General features: G+C 38.0%; 8 protein-coding genes. 1 reads left to right on the top strand and 7 read right to left on the bottom strand.

The window, feature by feature from the left end:
• Position 1 precedes the first annotated feature (1 nt).
• Complete coding sequence (locus A6I66_RS06595) at positions 2 to 1,024, bottom strand: metal-dependent transcriptional regulator (RefSeq protein ID WP_084399532.1); 1,023 nt, start codon at positions 1,022 to 1,024, stop codon at positions 2 to 4.
• On the bottom strand, positions 1,021 to 1,680 hold the full coding sequence (locus tag A6I66_RS06590; protein ID WP_067146886.1) for a metal-dependent transcriptional regulator: 660 nt from the start codon (positions 1,678 to 1,680) through the stop codon (positions 1,021 to 1,023). Before A6I66_RS06590 ends, A6I66_RS06595 begins: the two co-directional genes overlap by 4 nt.
• Before the next feature lie 458 nt (positions 1,681 to 2,138).
• Here A6I66_RS06590 and A6I66_RS06585 point away from each other — a divergent pair, with 458 nt between their 5' ends.
• Entirely contained in the window at positions 2,139 to 2,498 is a 360-nt protein-coding gene (locus tag A6I66_RS06585; RefSeq protein WP_067146884.1) for a YraN family protein, read from the top strand.
• Between the two features lie 420 nt (positions 2,499 to 2,918).
• On the opposite strand, the gene A6I66_RS06580 is transcribed toward A6I66_RS06585, so the two are convergent.
• From A6I66_RS06580 to mfd, 5 genes are all read right to left on the bottom strand, one after another.
• Positions 2,919 to 7,784 (bottom strand): LamG-like jellyroll fold domain-containing protein, encoded by a 4,866-nt coding sequence (locus A6I66_RS06580; protein WP_067146882.1) that lies wholly within the window; start codon positions 7,782 to 7,784, stop codon positions 2,919 to 2,921.
• A 60-nt stretch (positions 7,785 to 7,844) separates the two neighbouring features.
• Positions 7,845 to 8,159 (bottom strand): glycine-rich domain-containing protein, encoded by a 315-nt coding sequence (locus tag A6I66_RS06575; protein ID WP_067146880.1) that lies wholly within the window; start codon positions 8,157 to 8,159, stop codon positions 7,845 to 7,847.
• Positions 8,160 to 9,302: 1,143 nt separating this feature from the next.
• A complete protein-coding gene (locus A6I66_RS06570) occupies positions 9,303 to 13,829 on the bottom strand; it encodes a LamG-like jellyroll fold domain-containing protein (protein WP_067146878.1) in 4,527 nt (1,508 codons plus the stop codon).
• A 675-nt stretch (positions 13,830 to 14,504) separates the two neighbouring features.
• On the bottom strand, positions 14,505 to 15,791 hold the full coding sequence (locus A6I66_RS06565) for a peroxiredoxin family protein (RefSeq protein WP_157614117.1): 1,287 nt from the start codon (positions 15,789 to 15,791) through the stop codon (positions 14,505 to 14,507).
• Positions 15,792 to 15,898: 107 nt separating this feature from the next.
• Positions 15,899 to 19,249, bottom strand: a complete 3,351-nt coding sequence (gene mfd, locus A6I66_RS06560; protein ID WP_067146874.1) for a transcription-repair coupling factor — start codon at positions 19,247 to 19,249, stop codon at positions 15,899 to 15,901.
• Positions 19,250 to 19,315 lie beyond the last annotated feature (66 nt).

The following is a 19,315-nucleotide window of genomic DNA, read 5'->3' as shown; positions in this document are numbered from 1 at the left end:
ATTAGTCTTTTTTAATCAGGATTTTTGATGCCTGATCATTCCGTAAGGCGATCGAAGTCCCTTTAATTAAATAAGCATTTGGTTGCCCCAAAGGATTCACCAAATCGATGGATACGGTGGCTCCTTTTACAAAACCTAAGTCCAATAACCTTCGACGACTTTCGCCACGACTTTCTCTTGAAATTCCAATAATTTTTGCAGTCTCATTGGCTTCTAAACTCGATAAACGAGCCACATTATCCTCTATAGCAACCTCTTTCTCAATTCTTGCAACCGTTAAATTAGCAGCAACAATAGGCGCCAATTTAACGGTTTCACCTTCAGAACGAAAAACGATACGCGTGCTATTATTTTCAATCACTTTAATGAGCGAGCCCATGTGAATATTTTCGGCTAAAATTTGCTTATAAATCACATCAGGTTCATCTTCAATATGTGTTATTCTTCCAACGGCGCCAACAGGTAAAAGTGGTAATTCCACCCCGGTTACCTCGGCAACTTTTCCAGACTTTGTTGGAATGGGATCGCCATGCGGATCAAACTTCGGATTTCCTAATTTTGCAGATAACAAATCGGCGTCATCGTGAGACAATTTATGTTCCATCATTTCGGCTCGATCGTGCCATTCGGTTTTATGAAACCCCGTTTTATCGGCCAAATAGCGTTCCCATAGACGGTGAACACGAACGATCCTTAAGGCATAATCACGACCATTTTCGGTTAGCTTTAATATATCGGAATCGAAATAAATTAAATCGTTTATGGTCATTTTATTAATCGCTTCCACAATACGTCCATGGTTAAAGTCAAGTACCTGAACCAAAGTTTTCATGTCTACTTTATTATCGGAATCTTCAAAATGATAAAGCTGCTTAAGAATATCTTCAATAATAACTTTTTCATTGCTTTTAATGCTCTTCTTCAGCAACCAAAACCACCCTTTTACCGGTCTGAAAATCACATATAACAAACCCACAATAAGAAAGAAAATGGCGAGCGCCACTAAGGGGTTGTAGTTGTTCATAATTCCTGACTTATAAATAAATTTTTAGCCACAGCATTAGAAATAATCATTTTTTTAGTTGCTGTTTCTATGGTTAAAGAATGATCAAAAGGCTCAAAATCTAAAACCTTAATAGTATCGCCTAATGCTAAATTATTTTTATTCAAATATTTTAAAAACACATCCGAAGAATCGATAACACGGGCTAAAACGCCTTCATTCCCAGGCTCAACTTCTAAAATGTTGACTGATTTAAGGGGCGTGTAATGACCGTCTTTATCTGGAATGGGATCGCCGTGCGGATCGTGGGTTGGAAAACCAAGTAAGGCATCCAACTCGTTTACTAATTTTGGCGATTTGATATGTTCTAATTGCTCGGCAACATCATGAACCTCATCCCAAGTGAAGTTTAATTTTTCTACTAAAAACACTTCCCACAACCGATGTTTTCTAATAACTAAAGCCGCAGCTAGGCGTCCAGATTCGGTTAAAGTTACTCCTTGATATTTTATATAATTAGCTAAGTTTTTCTCAGCTAATTTTTTAATCATATCTGTAACCGAAGAGGCTTTAGATTCAATTTTTTCAGCAATAGCATTAGTACTTACTGCCACTGTGCCTTGCTTACCCAAGTGGTAAATGGCTTTTAAATAATTTTCTTCTGATCGTGTCACCATAACATTAAAATACAGGCAAATATACGCAATTTTGAAATGTATTAAAAATATTTTTAGATGAGACTAAAAATGATTTTAAAGGGAAAAAGTTAAAAAAGTCTCAGAGTCTCAGAGTTTCAGAGTTTCAAAGTAGCTTCCTAGCACAAATACTATTATTACTCAGAGATTCACAGAGGCCCACAGAGCGACACAAAGACCAATAATTCACAGCATTGGTCATTCAGAAGGAGGTAACGACTGAAGAATCTATTAATGGCTTTGATACTTTGGCACTTTGAAACTTTATTACAAATACATTATTACTCAGAGATTCACAGAGACTCACAGAGACTCACAGAGAAACACAAAGGCCAATTATTCAGGGTATTTATCGTTCAGAAGGAGGAACGACTGAAGAATCTATTAATGGCTTTGAAACTCTGAAATCTTAAAAAGAAAAAAATTCCTACATTTACTTCATGGCAGGACATAACAAACTTGGAGAAAAAGGCGAACAGGCCGCTATGGATCATCTTCTAAAAAAAGGATATACCATTTTAGAGCGCAATTATAGATTTGGAAAATCGGAAGTCGATATTATTGCGCAAATTAATGATACGCTAGCCGTGATTGAAGTCAAAACACGATCAACTACAGCATTTGGTAATCCTCAAGATTTTGTAAAACCCAAACAAATTCAACGGTTGGTGTATGCGATTAATCATTATGTCACCAAAAACAACTTAGATGTTGAAGTACGTTTTGATATTATAGCTCTGGTAATCACGGGCAAGACCTTTCAAATTGAGCATTTAGAGGATGCTTTTTATCATTTTTAGAGGTTCTTTTAGGTAGCTTAGCTGTAAAGTTTATAAGCTTCAGAGTACCAGAGCTTCTTTTCATTCAGAAGGGAGGTACGACTGAAGAGTCTATTAATGTCTTTGAAACTTGGTCACTTTTTAACTCTGAAACTGAATTGCAGATATCATTATTACTCAGAGATTCACAGAGACTCACGGAGAGACTCAAAGTCCAATAGTTTGCTGTGATTATTATTCAGAAGGAGGCACGACTAAAGAATCTGTTAATGTCTTTGAAACCTTGTGATTTTGAAGCTCCAAAACACCAACTACAAATGCTGCTATTTCGCTGAGAGATACACACAGGTTTAAATACACGAGACCCTTCAGGTTTTTGAAACCTGAAGGGTCTTTTTAACTCTGTAACTTTGAAACTTTGCAGCTTAAATTAAACGCTTTCTAGTTCACCACAATCATTTTGGCTACCACACCTTGCTCTGTACTCACTTTTACAAGATAGGCACCCTGACTTAAATTGTTTAAAGATTTTACAATACGAGCAGCATCATCTTCATCATTAAAACTGTGTATTAATTGTCCTAAGCTAGAATACACAGCCACTGACGTCACCGCCATGTTTTTAGGGTTTTTAATGATTAAGGCCTTTTCATTATTGGCATAGGTTATACCAAAGTTTGCTTCTAACTCTTCTTGAGTAGCCAAAACGGCTTGCTTCGAGAAGGTTAGTGCAAAGCGGTCTAAATATTCGCCTGCGCTAAGGTTCACCTCATAATCTGAAACTCGTAAATCATGATATACATCTTTAAATTTATCGTATAGGTAAATGTTTTTAGCGGCATCAATATTTTGCAGACTATCAATACTCATGCTTACCAATCCTTGTTGTGCCACTTTCACCCCTAAAGGTAACACCACCGATTCATCAAAGCTATCAATACCTTGAATAACAAACTTGCTATTTACGAAATACCAGTACATGTCTTCGCTGAAATCTTCAATTAAAGGCGCATCGTAACCGATATTAAATCCGCTTGACGCCAAACTATCGACACCAACGAGCAACTGACGGTTAACACCTGTTGAGGATTTAAAACGTAGTTTAATTTTTTCTCTGGTGTCTATTTTTGCTGATGTAGTCTGTGCCGATTTCTTAGAGGATCCCTCCTTAATAAACACCGAATTCCCTCCCGATTCAGTCTCAAAAACACGCTGACTATTTTTGAAGACGATATCGCCTCCAACAATAGGGTTTACTAAACCTGGGTTATATGTCAAACTGTTAACATATGGATCGTCGGTTGCCGAAACAAAAAAGCCTTGTCCTGGGGGGATAATTTTTTTAGGTATAATGGTACCAAATTGGCCAGAATTATTTATTAAAGGGTCTCTAGAAACCGCCAATGTTCCACCCGTTAGGCAATAAACAGCATACCCACCTTCATACTCCCGTAACACATGCGTTTTATTGGCGAAATGCTGCCAAAAGTACAGGGCGCCGTTTATAATATTTCCACTTGTATTATCGCCATTATCAGAAGTTCCAATATGATTTCGAAGAAACTCATCAGCATCAATAGCCGAAGGATACGGGTTTCCTATCAAATATTCGTTCCCAGGATCTATTTTTAAAGTAATATCCCCATTATTAGGCATCCCGCGGAACGAATAATTTTGTGTTTCGTTAAAAGAAGTTGCTGTATTGTCAGAACCTTTTAAGGAAAAGCCTTCACCTACATCTATGGTACCTGTACTCCGCACCTGTTTCCAAGCATAATACTCATCGGCTGTGCCGTTAACAAACTTATACACCCAATAATCGGCTAGAGTAAGAGGTGATGGACTCCCATTATAACCAGAACTAGTGAAGGCAACTTTTGGTTTGCTACTTATCCCCGCATTAGTTCCATCATACAGCACATTGGCTAATGTGAAGCTAGTATTATTCGTTCCCGGTCCTTGTAATCCTACGGGCGATCCCCAATAGTTATAGGTATATAAATCTTTTGTGCCTTGTTGGTCAATTTCTAAAAAACCTGTACTGGTAGGATCTAACTCGGTACCTTCGGTTTGTATAAATTGCGATTCCCCCTCAATATCTAATGTACCATCTAGTTTTGTATACCAGGTGTTGTACAAGGCTTTATCATCTTCTACAGTAATTTTTCCACCGGACTCCACTATAATACCAAGTGCTCCTTGAATCTCTCTAGTTATAATCGCATCTTTTACCAATATAATAGCTGCATCATTAGGGTCGTCTTTTTTTGTAGTAATATCCCAAACACCACCATGTTCCCATACATTGGGTGCAACCCAATTTCCTGTTTGCGTTGTTACATATGGTAAAGGAGCCGTTTGAAACAAGATATCTTTAGCATTATAAATCGTAGCTCCTGTTGTATTTTTCCCCGAAATATCAATTAATTTATCATCCTCATAGTGGTCCATTTTGTAGTAGCGAATCAAATCAGCGCCAACACTAGCTGTAGAAATATCTCTAGGAATTATTTTTCCGCGATTAAAATTGTAACTCGGATCTTCATCTAACTCTTGATACACCATACGTTTTACTTCGGTTTCGGTAAGGGCTCGACTGAATACACGCACTTCATCTATTTCACCTTTAAAATAACTAGTTGAACTACCACCTGGACCAACTCCCATGTTAAAGGTATCTGCTGCTGGTTGATTTGAAATAACTCCTCCGGTTGTACCTGTTCCGACTTCCTCTCCATTAACATAAAACTTTACTTCATCTGGACTACTTGAGTAAGTACAAGCCAAATGCACCCAAACCCCTTTAACTATCGGCTCTTTTTTTACAAGATTTGAATTCACAAATAAATCAATATTATTACCTGCATAAATAAAATTGAGTCCTTCTTCTCCTATTATAAATTCAGCTCCTGAAGCGGAAGGATCTATTTTAACCCAGCACATCATGGTCCCTTCACTAGTACCATTTAAAAACTCCGGCTCCTCCACATAATCATTTCGTCCATCAAAATAGAGGCTATAACTATCGTCATAATCGCGTGGCGAACCAAAAAGGGTATTGTCGCCATCACGGGAGTCCATAATTCCATCGCCGTCGGCATCAGTGTTATCTTTAAGCACTCCTGATGCATCAAAAAGACTAGGGTCTAAAACATCTAATTTCGTATAATCCAAGGTCGTACCATCAGACATAGGATCCTGATAATTTGGCACGGTAGTAGCAGGCTCTTGCCCAGCCGTTCCATACATACCTTGATGAAAATCGAAAATATCCAAAATCCCATCACCAAAGCCCACAGCATCGGCAATACCATCACCATCGAGGTCACGCTCTCTAAAGTTTTCAGTTTCTGGGCCATCGCCAACACCATTTCCTGAAATATCGCCATCACCATGTTGGAAAGTAGTTACGATAGTATTACCACCACCGTACTCATCGACATCAAAAACCCCATCGTTATCGGAGTCTAAGTCTAGGTAATCAGGAATGCCATCGCCATCGGAATCAACTGGGGTTACTCCGGCATGTGTCATTAAACCGTTAGAAGTGTTTACCGGGCCATTCAAAATACCATTTCCACTTGTGTATTGTCCTAAACCTGCTTCAACAGCATCGGGAATGCCGTCGTTATCGCTATCTAGGTCGTATAAATCGGCCACCCCATCACCATCACGATCGCACAAAGCCTGATTTACGGTAATATCGTCAATAGCGAGGTCGTTACCAGAGCCACCAGGCCCAATATTTGATAGGCGAACAATAAATGAACTTTCACTAGTAGTAATATTATGGGTAAACTCTATCCATACCGATTCATCACATAGGTTATACCCAGTATCACCTGGAAACAAACCATCGTTACATCGTGTAATTTCACCTGGCTCAAAAGTATCGAAAACAGTACCATCAAGTGCAAGAAACTCCACTCTAACTTCTGGCAATAATCTATAGCCGTTAGGACCTACAGACCCTCCATGACTTAGAATAACATCATCTCTATTATCTAGGTTAATTACCCAAAACCCAAAATCTATAGGCACATTTGGAATAACCCCCACAATTTCAGCTTCATAAAAAACTCCCGGAAAGGCATCGGCATTAAAAATAGCCATTTTCCCATCAGTGTCGTTTGGAGTATGATCTTCAATTAACCCCCAAGCGTACCAGGAATAACTAGCAACATCTCCCCTTGTATTCCAACCAGGCGATGGACCAGGATCAGTATTTGAAGTACTTATTTGATGATACACGGTATATTCCCCATCAGAAAAATCTGGATTAGTTCCATTAGTCCCAGTACCATCTTCATTTCTATAAGTCGTTGAAGCGTTATACAAATTGCTTAAACTAGACGATCTATCTGTACCCGTTCCAAAGGTTTCGTTTAATAGTTTATAACTTGCAGAAGTAGCTCCTGCTAATATATGTCCGCCAGAGGCACAAGCCCCTTGTTCATCAGCATCTAAAATCCCATCATTATCATCGTCTTCATCGACATTATCGTAAACACCATCGCCATCACTATCGAAAAAAACATACCTTCCTTCTCCTGTAACATTTAGTTGAAATACGGGTAAATTTGGATCATTAGTATTTATGATTATTGAATTATTAAAAACGGCATCACTTGATGGCGAAAATCGTACTGTTAAACTTTCGTTTGATCCCGTAGTAATTGTAGCTCCCGGAATACTTGCTAAACCTAATTCGGGATCACCTGATCCATTTGAAAAAGTAAGATGTAAATCGGCTGACCCTACATTATAGATAGTAAAAGTTCTTGTTACATCTGATCCTACATCCGCGATTTCAAAATCAGTATTATCAGCTGTAGCAGGTGTATTATTGTTATTGATTTCAAGACCTAAACCTGTTAAACGTATTTCTGGGGCAGGCGAGGCCATCTCAGTGATCCTTACAAACCCAGGTGCACCATTTCCTCCATTTTGACTAGCACCACCACCGCCAGCACCACCACCACCGTAATTAACACCATATGTACCTAGGTTAGTAGCGGTTACTCCATGACCACCATTACCACTAGACGAACCAGAAACACCATTATTAGCTAGACCACCAGCGGTAGCACTATTTGCAGCACTCTCCCCATGACCACCTGCGCCATTTGGACCACCAGCACCACCGCCACCAGCAGAATGGGTAGCACCATTATTCACTCCATTTCCACCAGCACCACCACTAGTTTTAACGAAACCTATGGAATGTAGTGCTGCCCCCCCTAAACCTCCCATTAAAGTAGTAGCTGGATCATTACCTTCTACAGCTCCTATCCCCCCTTTTGCCAAAACATGATGACCACCTGACGGTATGACATTGAAAGAAGAGTCGCCACCGTTTCTTGCTGTTCAAGAGGCAGTACTTAACCCGTTGCCTCCTGCTCCCACAACAACATCAAAGGTTTCATTAGGGCTTACAGCTATCGTTTTACTTGCATAAGCACCACCACCACCTGGCCCCCTTCTATTATTATTATTATTCGTATTAGCCCCAGCGCCTCCTGCACCCCAAACTTCAACTTTTATAGACGTTACTCCAGATGAAGGAACGGTATATGTACCACTTACAGTAATATCATGCACTGCTTGAGCTTGTAAACCTATATGCGCCACTAAAACAAAAAATATAAAAAGAATAGACTTGGTGAGGGTAACGTTTTTCATGATTAGTAAATACTTATGGTTGATGGTTACTTATTGTTTGGTTAAAATTGATGTGTTTTAAAATCTGATAATCATTTTTAATAAAACTTTGGTCCTGTTTTAGGTCACATTTTTAATAATAACAATTAACAAAAAAACATCACCCCAAGGCATTTATTGATATAGACTTAAACTGAACAATGCTTTAAAATTTCATAAAACAGCAATATAATTTTTGAGTTTACCACTAGAAATAACTATACTTTTATACTACAATAAAAATACATTGTTTTCTCACTTTATTTGTCCTACAAAAATTTAGTTCCCGCTGAAAACTACCTAGGATATATCGTACACATAAACAAAACTATTTCTAGTCAATTAAAAATACAACATTTCATTTTACCAAAAAAAACAAAATCAAAACACTTATTTACAGTTACTTAAAACAAATGAAGAGTTACCAAACAAGCAGCCAAATTTAACATCGAACTTATTATAGAATAGCTTTCACCATGTAGGAAAGATTCGTTTTTGGAATAAAAAAGGAATAAATTGAAGAAGTTATAGGTAATTTAATGCTAATTCAAAGAGTGGATTTGGGGTGAAAACTAGTGTTAAATGGACTTATTTTACTAATAAAAACGCGAAATTTAAGTTGTACCTAGGTGGTTTTACTTAGGAACCCTTTACTTCTTTCTTTGAAATGGCTCAATGTTAGAAAAACGCCTCGCTTATACTAATACACCATTCAATAAATATACATTTAAAAGACACGAATTTCACGAATTTACACCAATGGATTAAGTTATGGCAAAAAGCCTACACCCAACTTCATAAAACATGTTGAAACTTTGCCGCTTTGAAACTCTGAAACTTAATTTCAGATATCATTATTACTCAGAGATTCACAGAGACTCACAGAGGGACACAAAGGCGAATAGTTTGCTTTGATTATCATTCAGAAGGAAGTACGACTGAAGAATCTGTTAATATCTTTGAAGCCTTGTGACTTTCTAACTCTAAAACACCAACTACAAATGATTCTATTTCGCTGAGAGATACGCAAAGATATAAATACATAAGACCCTTCAGCTTTCAAAAATTTGAAGGGTCTTTTTAACTCTGTAACTTTGTAGCTTTGTAGCTTAAATTAAACACTTTCTAATTCACCACAATCATTTTGGCTACGACACCTTGCTCTGTACTCACTTTTACAAGATAGGCACCCTGACTCAAATTGTTCAAAGATTTTACAATTCGAGCATCATCATCTTCCTCATTAAAACGGTGTATTAACTGTCCTAAACTAGAATACACAGCCACCGACTGTACCGCCATGTTTTTAGGATTTTTGATAATTAAAGCCTTTTCATTATTAACATAGGTAATACCAAAGTTTGCTTCTAACTCCTCTTGAGTAGCCAATACACCCTGCTTCGAGAAGGTGAGTGCAAAGCGGTCTAAATATTCACCTGCACTAAGGTTCACCTCATAATCTGAAACGCGCATATCATGGTACACATCTTTCACTTTATCATGCAGATAGATGTTTTTAGCGACATCAATATTTTGTAAGCTATCGATACTGATACTTACCAAGCCTTGGTGAGCCACTTTAACACCCAACGGTAACACCACCGATTCATCAAAGCTATCGGTACCTTGAATAATAAATTTGCTATTTAAGAAATACCAATACATGTCTTCGCTAAAATCTTCAATTAACGGCGCATCGTAACCGATATTAAATCCGCTTGACGCCAAACTATCGACACCTACGAGCAACTGGCGGTTAACACCTGTTGATGATTCAAAACGCAGTTTAATTTTTTCTCTAGTGTCTGTATTTGCTGATGTGGTTTGCGCCGATTTTTTAGTAGTCCCTTCTTTAAAGAATACTGAATTTCCTCCAAATTCGGTCTCAAAAACACGCTGACTATTTTTAAAGATAATATCACCACCTTCAATGGCACCAGATAAAGTAGGATCTATAGGTCCACCTGTCAAATCAGAATCTAAAGTCGCCGAGACAAAAAAGCCTTGTGCAACAGGAATAAATCGTCCTGGTGTTTTGCCAGTATAATTACCGGAAGCATTAATTAATGGATCATCGGATACTGCATAAGTATCCCCCATTAGATTATAAACCGCATATCCACCTTCATACTCTCGTAACGTATGGGTTTTATTAGCAAAATGATCCCAAAAATATAAGGCCCCATTTATCACGTTTTTGGAGTTTGTACCAGGTGCTCCACCATTTGGGTCAGAATTAGCACTAGTAATATTATCCAAAATAAAAGCTCTAGCATCAATAGCCGAAGGATAAGGATTTCCTATCAAATATTGGTTACCTGCAGAGACGGTTAATGTAATATCACCATTATTAGGCTTTCCTCGAAACGAATAGTTTTGTGTTTCGTTAAAAGAGGTTGCTGTATTATCAGAACCTTTCATGGTAAAGCCTTCACCTACATCTATGGTACCCGTACTACCTATACGATGCCAAGCATAATAGTTATCGGCTTGGCCATTAACAAATTTATCTATCCAATAATTGGCAAGGGTAATGGGTGTTCCTGGGCTCCCATTATAACCCGAGCTGGTAAAAAGGACTTTATCTTTAGAAGTATTTGATGCAATTGTACCATCGTAAAGGACATCGGTTAATATAAAACTATTATTTATAGAACCTAAAATTCGTTTACCTACAGGTGAACCCCAATAATTATAAGTATATAAATCTTTTGTGCCTTGTTGGTCTATTTCTAAATAACCTCCACTGTTAACATCTAAAACACTTTCTTCAGTTTGTATAAATTGAGATTCACCCTCGATATCTAGTATGCCATCTAATTTGGTATACCAATTATTATACAAGCCTTTAGGGTTATTTACCGTTATTTTTGTACCAAAAGGCAATATAATACCAAGTGTCCCTTCAGTCTCGCTGGTTTCTATATGATGATTCACCTGAATTATAGCCGCATCATCAGGGTTATCTTTTTTGTCGCTTATATCCCATACATCGCCATGTTTCCATACAGCTTCATTGGTCCAATCTCCATCCATAGCCGTCACATAAGGTAGCGGTGCTGTTTGAAACAAGATATCTTTAGCGTTGTAAATCGTTGCTCCTGTAGGGTTTCCACCAGAAATATCAATTAATTTATCGTCCTCATAATGATCCATTTTGTAATAGCGAATTAAGCTAGTTTCAAAATCTGAGGCTATCTCTAAAGGAATAATTTTCCCACGATTAAATTTGTTTGTATCGTCCAACTCTTGGTACACCATGCGTTTTACCTCGGTTTCAGTGAGGGCTCTATTGAACACACGGACTTCGTCTATTTCGCCTTGGAAAAAACTACTTAGACCAGCTGGTGTACGACCTATTAAAAATCCCGTTCCTAAACTGTTTAACCCACTTGCAGAATTGTCTCCTACATGTTCTCCATTTACATAAAAGACACTTTTATTAATAGAAACCGAATAAGTAAGCGCTAAATGCATCCACTTTCCATTATGATTTTGAGTAATACCAACTAACTCAGTACCATTTACATCTGCTATTATACGACCAGCTCTATAAGCGAAGTTAATATTTTCTTGTCCCACAATAAACTCAGCATCATTCACCCCGACATCTAATTTCACCCAACACATCATAGTCCCTTCATCAATACCATTTAAAAACTCAGGTTCTTCCACATAATCGTTACGGCCATCAAAATAGAGACTATAGCTATCGTTTAAATTTCTTGGCGAGCCAAAAACAGTTGCGTCTCCATCTCGGGAATCCATAATTCCATCGCCATCGGCATCGGTACCATCTAGTAAAACGCCTGTATTTAGGTCAAAAAGTGCTGGATCTAATATTTCTATTTTAGTAAAATCGTTTACACTCCCTGTTACTGGGTCACGATAATCGGCGAACCCATCATTATCGGTATCTAATTCATAAGGTGAGGCAGTACCTTGATCAACATTTCCGTAGGAATTGGTATAATCCTGATTAGTAGTTGCCGTATGGAAATCGAAAATATCCAAAATCCCATCACCAAAACCAACGGCATCGGGCATACTATTATTATCGAGATCTTGTTCTCTAAAAGTTTCACTTTCTGGACCATCACCTACCCCATCGCCTGAAATATCGCCGTCCCCGTTCTGGAAAGCAGGATCATTCTGGTTTCCTATACCATATTCATCCACATCAAAAACACCATCGTTATCGGAGTCTAAATCGCGGTAATCGGGAATGCCATCGTTATCAGAATCTAATGGCGTTACTCCAGCATTAGTCATTAACCCATCGGCATCTGCACTACCTTGTAAAACACCTGTACCATCGCTATCCGCTCCTAAACCGGCTTCCACCACATCGGGAATCCCGTCGTTATCGCTATCGAGATCGTATACATCGGGCACACCATCGCCGTCGGTATCGCATATGGTTCCTGGTGGACAAGCCTTTTCTTCTTCGGTATCATAAATTCCATCGTTATCATCGTCTAAATCGATATTATCTTTAACCCCGTCGCCATCGCTATCGTAATAAACGTATCTACCTACACCTGTAACATGAAGTTCAAATTGGGGCAAATTTGGATCATTAGTTTGAATATATATGACTGCATTAAATACCCCATCACGCGAAGGATTAAATAGTAAAGTAAAAGTTGTGTTAGTTCCATCAGGCAAGGGAGTACTTGAAGAACTTTTTACGCGAAATTCGGAGTCTCCTGACCCATGCGTAAAACTAATATTATCCAAAGTAGCTGACCCCATATTTGAGATGGTAAAAACTCGTTCTACATCTTGCCCGACAAAACCAATTCCGAAATCGGTATTATCGGTAGTAGTGGGTGTATTACCAGAATTGATTTTAATACCTAATCCTGATATACGTATTTCTGGAACCGATGAAGCTAACTCAGTAATCCTTACCAATCCAGGGGCACCATTTCCTCCATTTTGGTTTGCACCGGCGCCACCAGCACCGCCGCCGCCGTAATCTAAACCTGCATAACCCTGACCAGTTGCATGAACCCCATTACCACCATTACCACTAGGTGTACTCGCATCCCCGGCATTAGCTACACCGCCGGCACCACCATTTGAAGCACTCGCCCCAGCACCACCGGCGCCATTTGTACCACCTGCACCGCCGCCGCCGCCAGAAAGCATAGCTCCACTAGTCGCACCGTCACCGCCATTACCTCCACTGAGCTTAAGGTGACCTCCTGAAGCTGAAGCCAAACCACCTTCACCCCCTGCTAAACCAGAAGCCAAAGCTCCTTTACCTCCAGCTGCTATAACATAATGAACACCACCAGTAGTATCAAACTCAGAAACGCCACCGTTTCTTGCCGCTGCTGTAGCAGTACTTGACCCGTTACCTCCTGCGCCTACAACAACATTAAACGTCTGTCCAGGAGTTACAGCTAAGGTTCGAGTAGCATAAGCACCGCCACCGCCGCCTGCACCATAACTATTACTAGAGGTATTAGCACCTGCACCTCCTGCTCCCCAAACTTCCACTTTTATAGCAGCTACACCTGAAGCAGGAACCGGATATGAATGGGGACCAGGTGTGTCAAAATTTATTTGAGCTTGCACGGCAAAATGAGTGGTTAACACTAAAAAAAATAAAATCAAAAACTTAGTGGGGGAAGTCGTTTTCATGATTTGAGGGTATTAATGGTTGTTGGTTGTTTAAAAATTTGTGATGTATTAAGCTATTTCTAATCTTTTAATATTTGTTTTGTTTTAGGTCACATTTAAAAAAATAACCTCATACTATTAGTAATTTAAGCTAAAGCAGAGCAGCGTTTTAAAACTGATAAAAATACTATGCTTTAATTAAATTACTATTAAAGTCATCTGTGCCATTTTTCATAACAAATATATATTTTCTCTCATTAACTACGCTATTAACATGGTTATGATATTCAATAAAACGCGATATTCTCAACATAACCAATAGTAAACCTCTTACAATTATGGCCTAAAAGTAAAGCCTGTAATAAAAACAGCTCATACTATAACTTGTTAACTTCCAAGTTACAACAAAAAAGTAATACGATAAAAATATTAAGATGAGCCGTTCATTTCACACGAGTAGTTGTAATAATGTGCTGTATCTGTAGGGTTTTTAACCTTTAAAAAGAATAAATTGAACACCCCTATAATCCCCTCTAGGGGATATTGAGCTTGCTATTTAGTTTACACGCTGAATGACGGGTTATCGAGGTACGGGTATGACAATTGCTGTTAACTTCTAACTTTAATTTTTGACTTCTACTAACAATTGTCCTTCGACAAGCTCAGGATGACAAACATCGCTCTTAGTGAGAATAACTACTCAAAGAATTCAACCAAATCATCTAACTGGTCTGGCTTTTCGATAATTTCTTTTTGAGCATTTAAAATGAAGTAAGTTGGGGTTTCAACAATACCATAGGTTTCAGCAATTTTGCTACCCCATTTCCCTGAACCAAGAACATTTATGAATTCTGGATATTTTTTAATTTCTTTTTTCCAATCTTCTATTTCTTCATCGGCTTCAATACCTATGGCTATCACTTTTACTTCACCTTTCCCTAAACCATTTACAAAAGTTTTTAACTGTGGAATTTCATCTAAACAGTGCGAACAAGAGCTGTTCCAAAACACCAAAATGTATTGTTTGGCAAGGTTTAACTGACTTAATTTTTTGTTGACTTTTTTTCCGTTTTCGGTTACCGAAAGCTCAAAATCGGGTGCCTTATTTCCAAGGGAAACACGTTTGTAAGCGTTGAGCGCATTTACAAGTTCGTGATCTTCTAAAGCTAGGCCTATATCGCGTAAATATTTGTCTGAAATATAATTTGCTATTTCCTCCTGTTTTAAATCGACCATTTCTTGCCATAAATCTAGTAAAAGCATACGCTTAACTTCGTTAGGTGCTTTTGCCATGGCCTTGTAAACCACGTCGATATTGGCTTTATAGTTATCGACTTCATTTAAATCTTTAGACGTCATTCCAAACACATAACTCAGCATTTTTTCTTCTAAAAAAGCAGAACTTTGAAGGGTTGGATTAGTAAAATCGACATAATCAAAATAATGCGTTTTAAGCTTCGCGATATAGTTTTGAGCTGATAAGGCTTTGGTAGGAATATAAGGTTTATTGGCTTTTATAAACTGAAGTGCTAAGGTGCCAGAAGCCGCTTTTTCATAACTTAATTGCGCCTGACCTTGGGCTTTATAAATTCCTTTTAGCGCGGTGGTATCTTTCTTTTCACTGGCATAATAGTTACTAATACTATGTACTACGGCCGACATGCTATTATGATAAGACGCTAACATTTTATTTTCGGAAGATTTTGTGAATTTCACACCAGTTTCGGAGTTAAATTTCAACTCAATATCTTCCTTTCCGTTGTAAATAATATCGAAATTAAAGTCTTCCTGCGGAATGGCATAAACCAAACGATACATACCTTTGGTTGCTGTAGAATCTAACAGAAAACCAAACTTGCCTTCACTATTAACTTCAGCGCTTGTAATGTATTCTGAAATGGTTGGCTTCACTTTATACAACAACACAACATTATAATCTTGGGCTGGCAAAAAAGTGCCTTTTATGGTATGCTGCCCAAACATGAAAACTGGCAAACACAAAAAGAAACAGATAAGATATTTTAAAGGGCATTGTTTGTTATTAACTAACATAAAGGGAGGTACGGATTATTAATTTATAAAAATACACATTATTTTACTATCGGCTCGATGGCTTCCAAGGCTTGTTTTACACTTTTAATTTTATCGAAAGTTAACAACAAACGCAAGCCTTGACGTGTTTGTTTTTCCTTCATTTTACAAACTCCTGGATGCGTTTGTACAAACTGCAATACCTTGGTAAATCCAGGACTCTGATAGAAACGACTTTGCTGATCGTTGATAAAATACCCTATGAGTTTGCCTTGTTTCATCACAATTTTTTCAAACCCGATTTTGGTTGCCAACCACTTGATTTTAACGCTGTTCAGTAAATCGACAACCTGAGTGGGTAACTCGCCAAAACGATCGACTAATTGCTTCTCAAAGATATGCAATTCATCTTCTGATTTTAAATTATTTAGCTGTGTATATAAATTTAATCGTTCAGCAATATTATTCACGTAATCATCAGGAAAAAGCAGCGAGAAATCGGTATCAATGGTTACCTCTTTAACGTAGACTTTATCTTCTTCAGGTTCATCATATAAATCTTTAAACTCATTTTCTTTGAGTTCTTCAATAGCTTCATTTAAAATTTTCTGATAGGTATCAAAGCCAATATCATTAATAAATCCGCTTTGTTCCCCACCTAATAAATCACCTGCCCCACGAATTTCTAAATCTTTCATAGCAATATTGAAACCACTACCTAATTCGGTAAACTGCTCTAGGGCCGAAATACGTTTTCTGGCATCTTCGGTCATTGCGGAATAATCGGGCGTTATAAAATAACAGAATGCCTTTTTGTTGCTACGTCCTACACGACCACGCATTTGGTGCAAATCACTCAAACCAAAATTATTGGCGTTATTAATAAAAATAGTATTGGCATTAGACACATCCAACCCACTTTCAATAATCGTGGTACTCACCAACACATCGAAAGCGCCATCCATAAAGGCCAGCATGAGCTCTTCAAGCTTTTTTCCTTCCATTTGTCCGTGACCAACAGCTATTTTAGCATCGGGCACCAAGCGCTGGAGCATACCTGCCACTTCCTTAATATTTTCAATGCGGTTATGAATGAAGAAAACTTGTCCGCCACGCTCTATCTCGTAACTCACAGCATCTCGAATGGTCTCTTCGGCAAAACGAATTACATGACTCTCAATTGGATATCGGTTTGGCGGTGGCGTAGTAATCACCGATAAATCCCTAGCCGCCATTAAACTAAACTGAAGTGTTCTAGGAATAGGTGTGGCGGTAAGAGTTAACACATCCACATTATCCTTCATGGCCTTTAATTTTTCTTTGACAGCCACTCCAAATTTTTGTTCTTCATCAACAATGAGCAGTCCTAAATCTTTAAATTTCACATTTTTGTTAACCAATTGATGGGTTCCAATAATGATATCTACTTTACCTTGTTCTAAAGCCTCGAGAGTTTCTCGTTTTTCTTTGGCGGTTCTAAATCGGTTTACATAATCGACTGTAACAGGAAAATCACGTAATCGCTTTTTAAATGTTCTGGAATGCTGATAAGCCAAAATGGTTGTGGGCACTAAAACAGCCACTTGTTTACCATTGTCTACAGCTTTAAAAGCGGCACGGATGGCCACTTCGGTTTTACCAAAACCTACATCACCACAAACTAAGCGATCCATAGGGCGTTCGCTTTCCATATCCAATTTAATATCGGCAGTAGCGGTGCTTTGGTCGGGGGTATCTTCATAGATAAAAGACGCCTCCAACTCATGTTGCATAGAACTATCTGGACGGTATTGAAATCCTTTTTCGGTTTTACGCTTAGCGTAAAGTTTTATTAAATTGAATGCAACGTGCTTAACACGCGCTTTGGTTTTTTGCTTTAAAGTTTTCCAAGCCGTACTACCTAATTTGTAAATCTTAGGCGGTTTGCCATCTTTACCATTAAATTTTGTGATTTTATGAAGGGAATGAATACTCAAATACAAGACATCGCGCTCACCATACACCAATTTAATAGCCTCTTGCATTTTGCCTTCAACATCAATTTTTTGAAGTCCACCAAAGCGTCCTATACCATGATCGATATGCGTGACATAATCGCCAATATCTAAATTTGTAAGTTCTTTTAAAGTGATGGCCTGCTTTTTAGCGTAACCATTTTTAAGCTGAAATTTATGATAGCGCTCAAAAATTTGATGATCCGTGTAGCACACAGTTTTCGTATCATGATCTACAAAACCTTGATGCAAGGATAACACTACGGTTTTATAAGCTACTTCTTCTTCGGCATCATCAAAAATATCATGAAAACGTCTGGCCTGCTGCTCACTGACGCATACAATATAATTGGTATATCCTTGATTGTGTTTGCTGTTTAAGTCGTCGATTAATAAATTAAACTGCTTGTTGAATGACGGTTGCGGGGAAACTTCAAACGCTATGGTAGTATAGGGTTTGGAATTCGTAGCCATAACAAAAGAGTTACCAAACTCCATGATCGAAAAATCCAAAAGCTGACGTTTCAATAGTTTTGAATTACAGAATAAGGCTTCAGGTTTAGCGTGTTTAATGTCTTCGGAAAGCGATTTAAAAGCAGTTTCGGCTTTTTCGTAAAAATCATCAATTCTTGAAAAAAGTAAATCGGCATTTTTTATCCCTATCACTGTTTTTTGAGCAATATATTTCAAGAAACTTTGTCGGCTTTCCTGCATTAATTTATTCGCTACATTGGGAATAATATTAATCTTTTTTATCTGTTCCACCGATAATTGAGATTCCACATCGAAGGTACGAATGCTATCTACCTCATCACCAAAAAATTCAATACGGTAGGGTTCGTCATGTGAAAAAGAAAAAACATCTACAATACCACCACGCATCGAAAACTCGCCCGGTTCGGTAACAAAATCAACTCGTTTAAACTTATATTCAAACAGCACTTCGTTTACAAAATCGATGGATAAATTATCGTTCACCCCAACTTTTAGAGTATTACGTTCTAACTCCTTACGAGTAACTACCTGCTCGAAAAGCGCATCGGGGTAGGTTACAATAATCGCTGGTTTTTTTTGGGAGTTAATTCGGTTTAAAACCTCAGCGCGTAACAGGACATTAGCATTATCGGTTTCTTCTATATCATATGGTCGGCGATAACTTCCTGGGTAAAATAAAACATCTTTACTACCACAAAGTTGTTCTAGATCGTTTAAATAATGTGCAGCCTCTTCTTTGTCATCAAAAATCAACAAAAAAGGTTTATTGGCGTTTTTAAAAACACTGGAAATTACGAACGACAAGGAAGAACCAACTAATCCTTTTACATGTGTTTTACTTTCGTTTTGGGCAATAGCATTTTGCAGATTTTGCGTTTGCAAAGCCTGTGCATAAATTTCAGAGAGGGTAGATTTACTCACTTAGAATATTTTCATTTTTGAACAGCAAATATAAGCAGCATATTGTTATTCTGAAATTTAGTCATC

The sequence above is a fragment of the Pseudotamlana agarivorans genome (genome assembly GCF_001642835.1).
GTDB classification, from domain to species: Bacteria; Bacteroidota; Bacteroidia; order Flavobacteriales; family Flavobacteriaceae; genus Pseudotamlana; species Pseudotamlana agarivorans.
The sequence above is the reverse complement of the archived record's forward strand: the minus strand, read 5'-3'. Positions and strand labels throughout refer to the sequence as shown.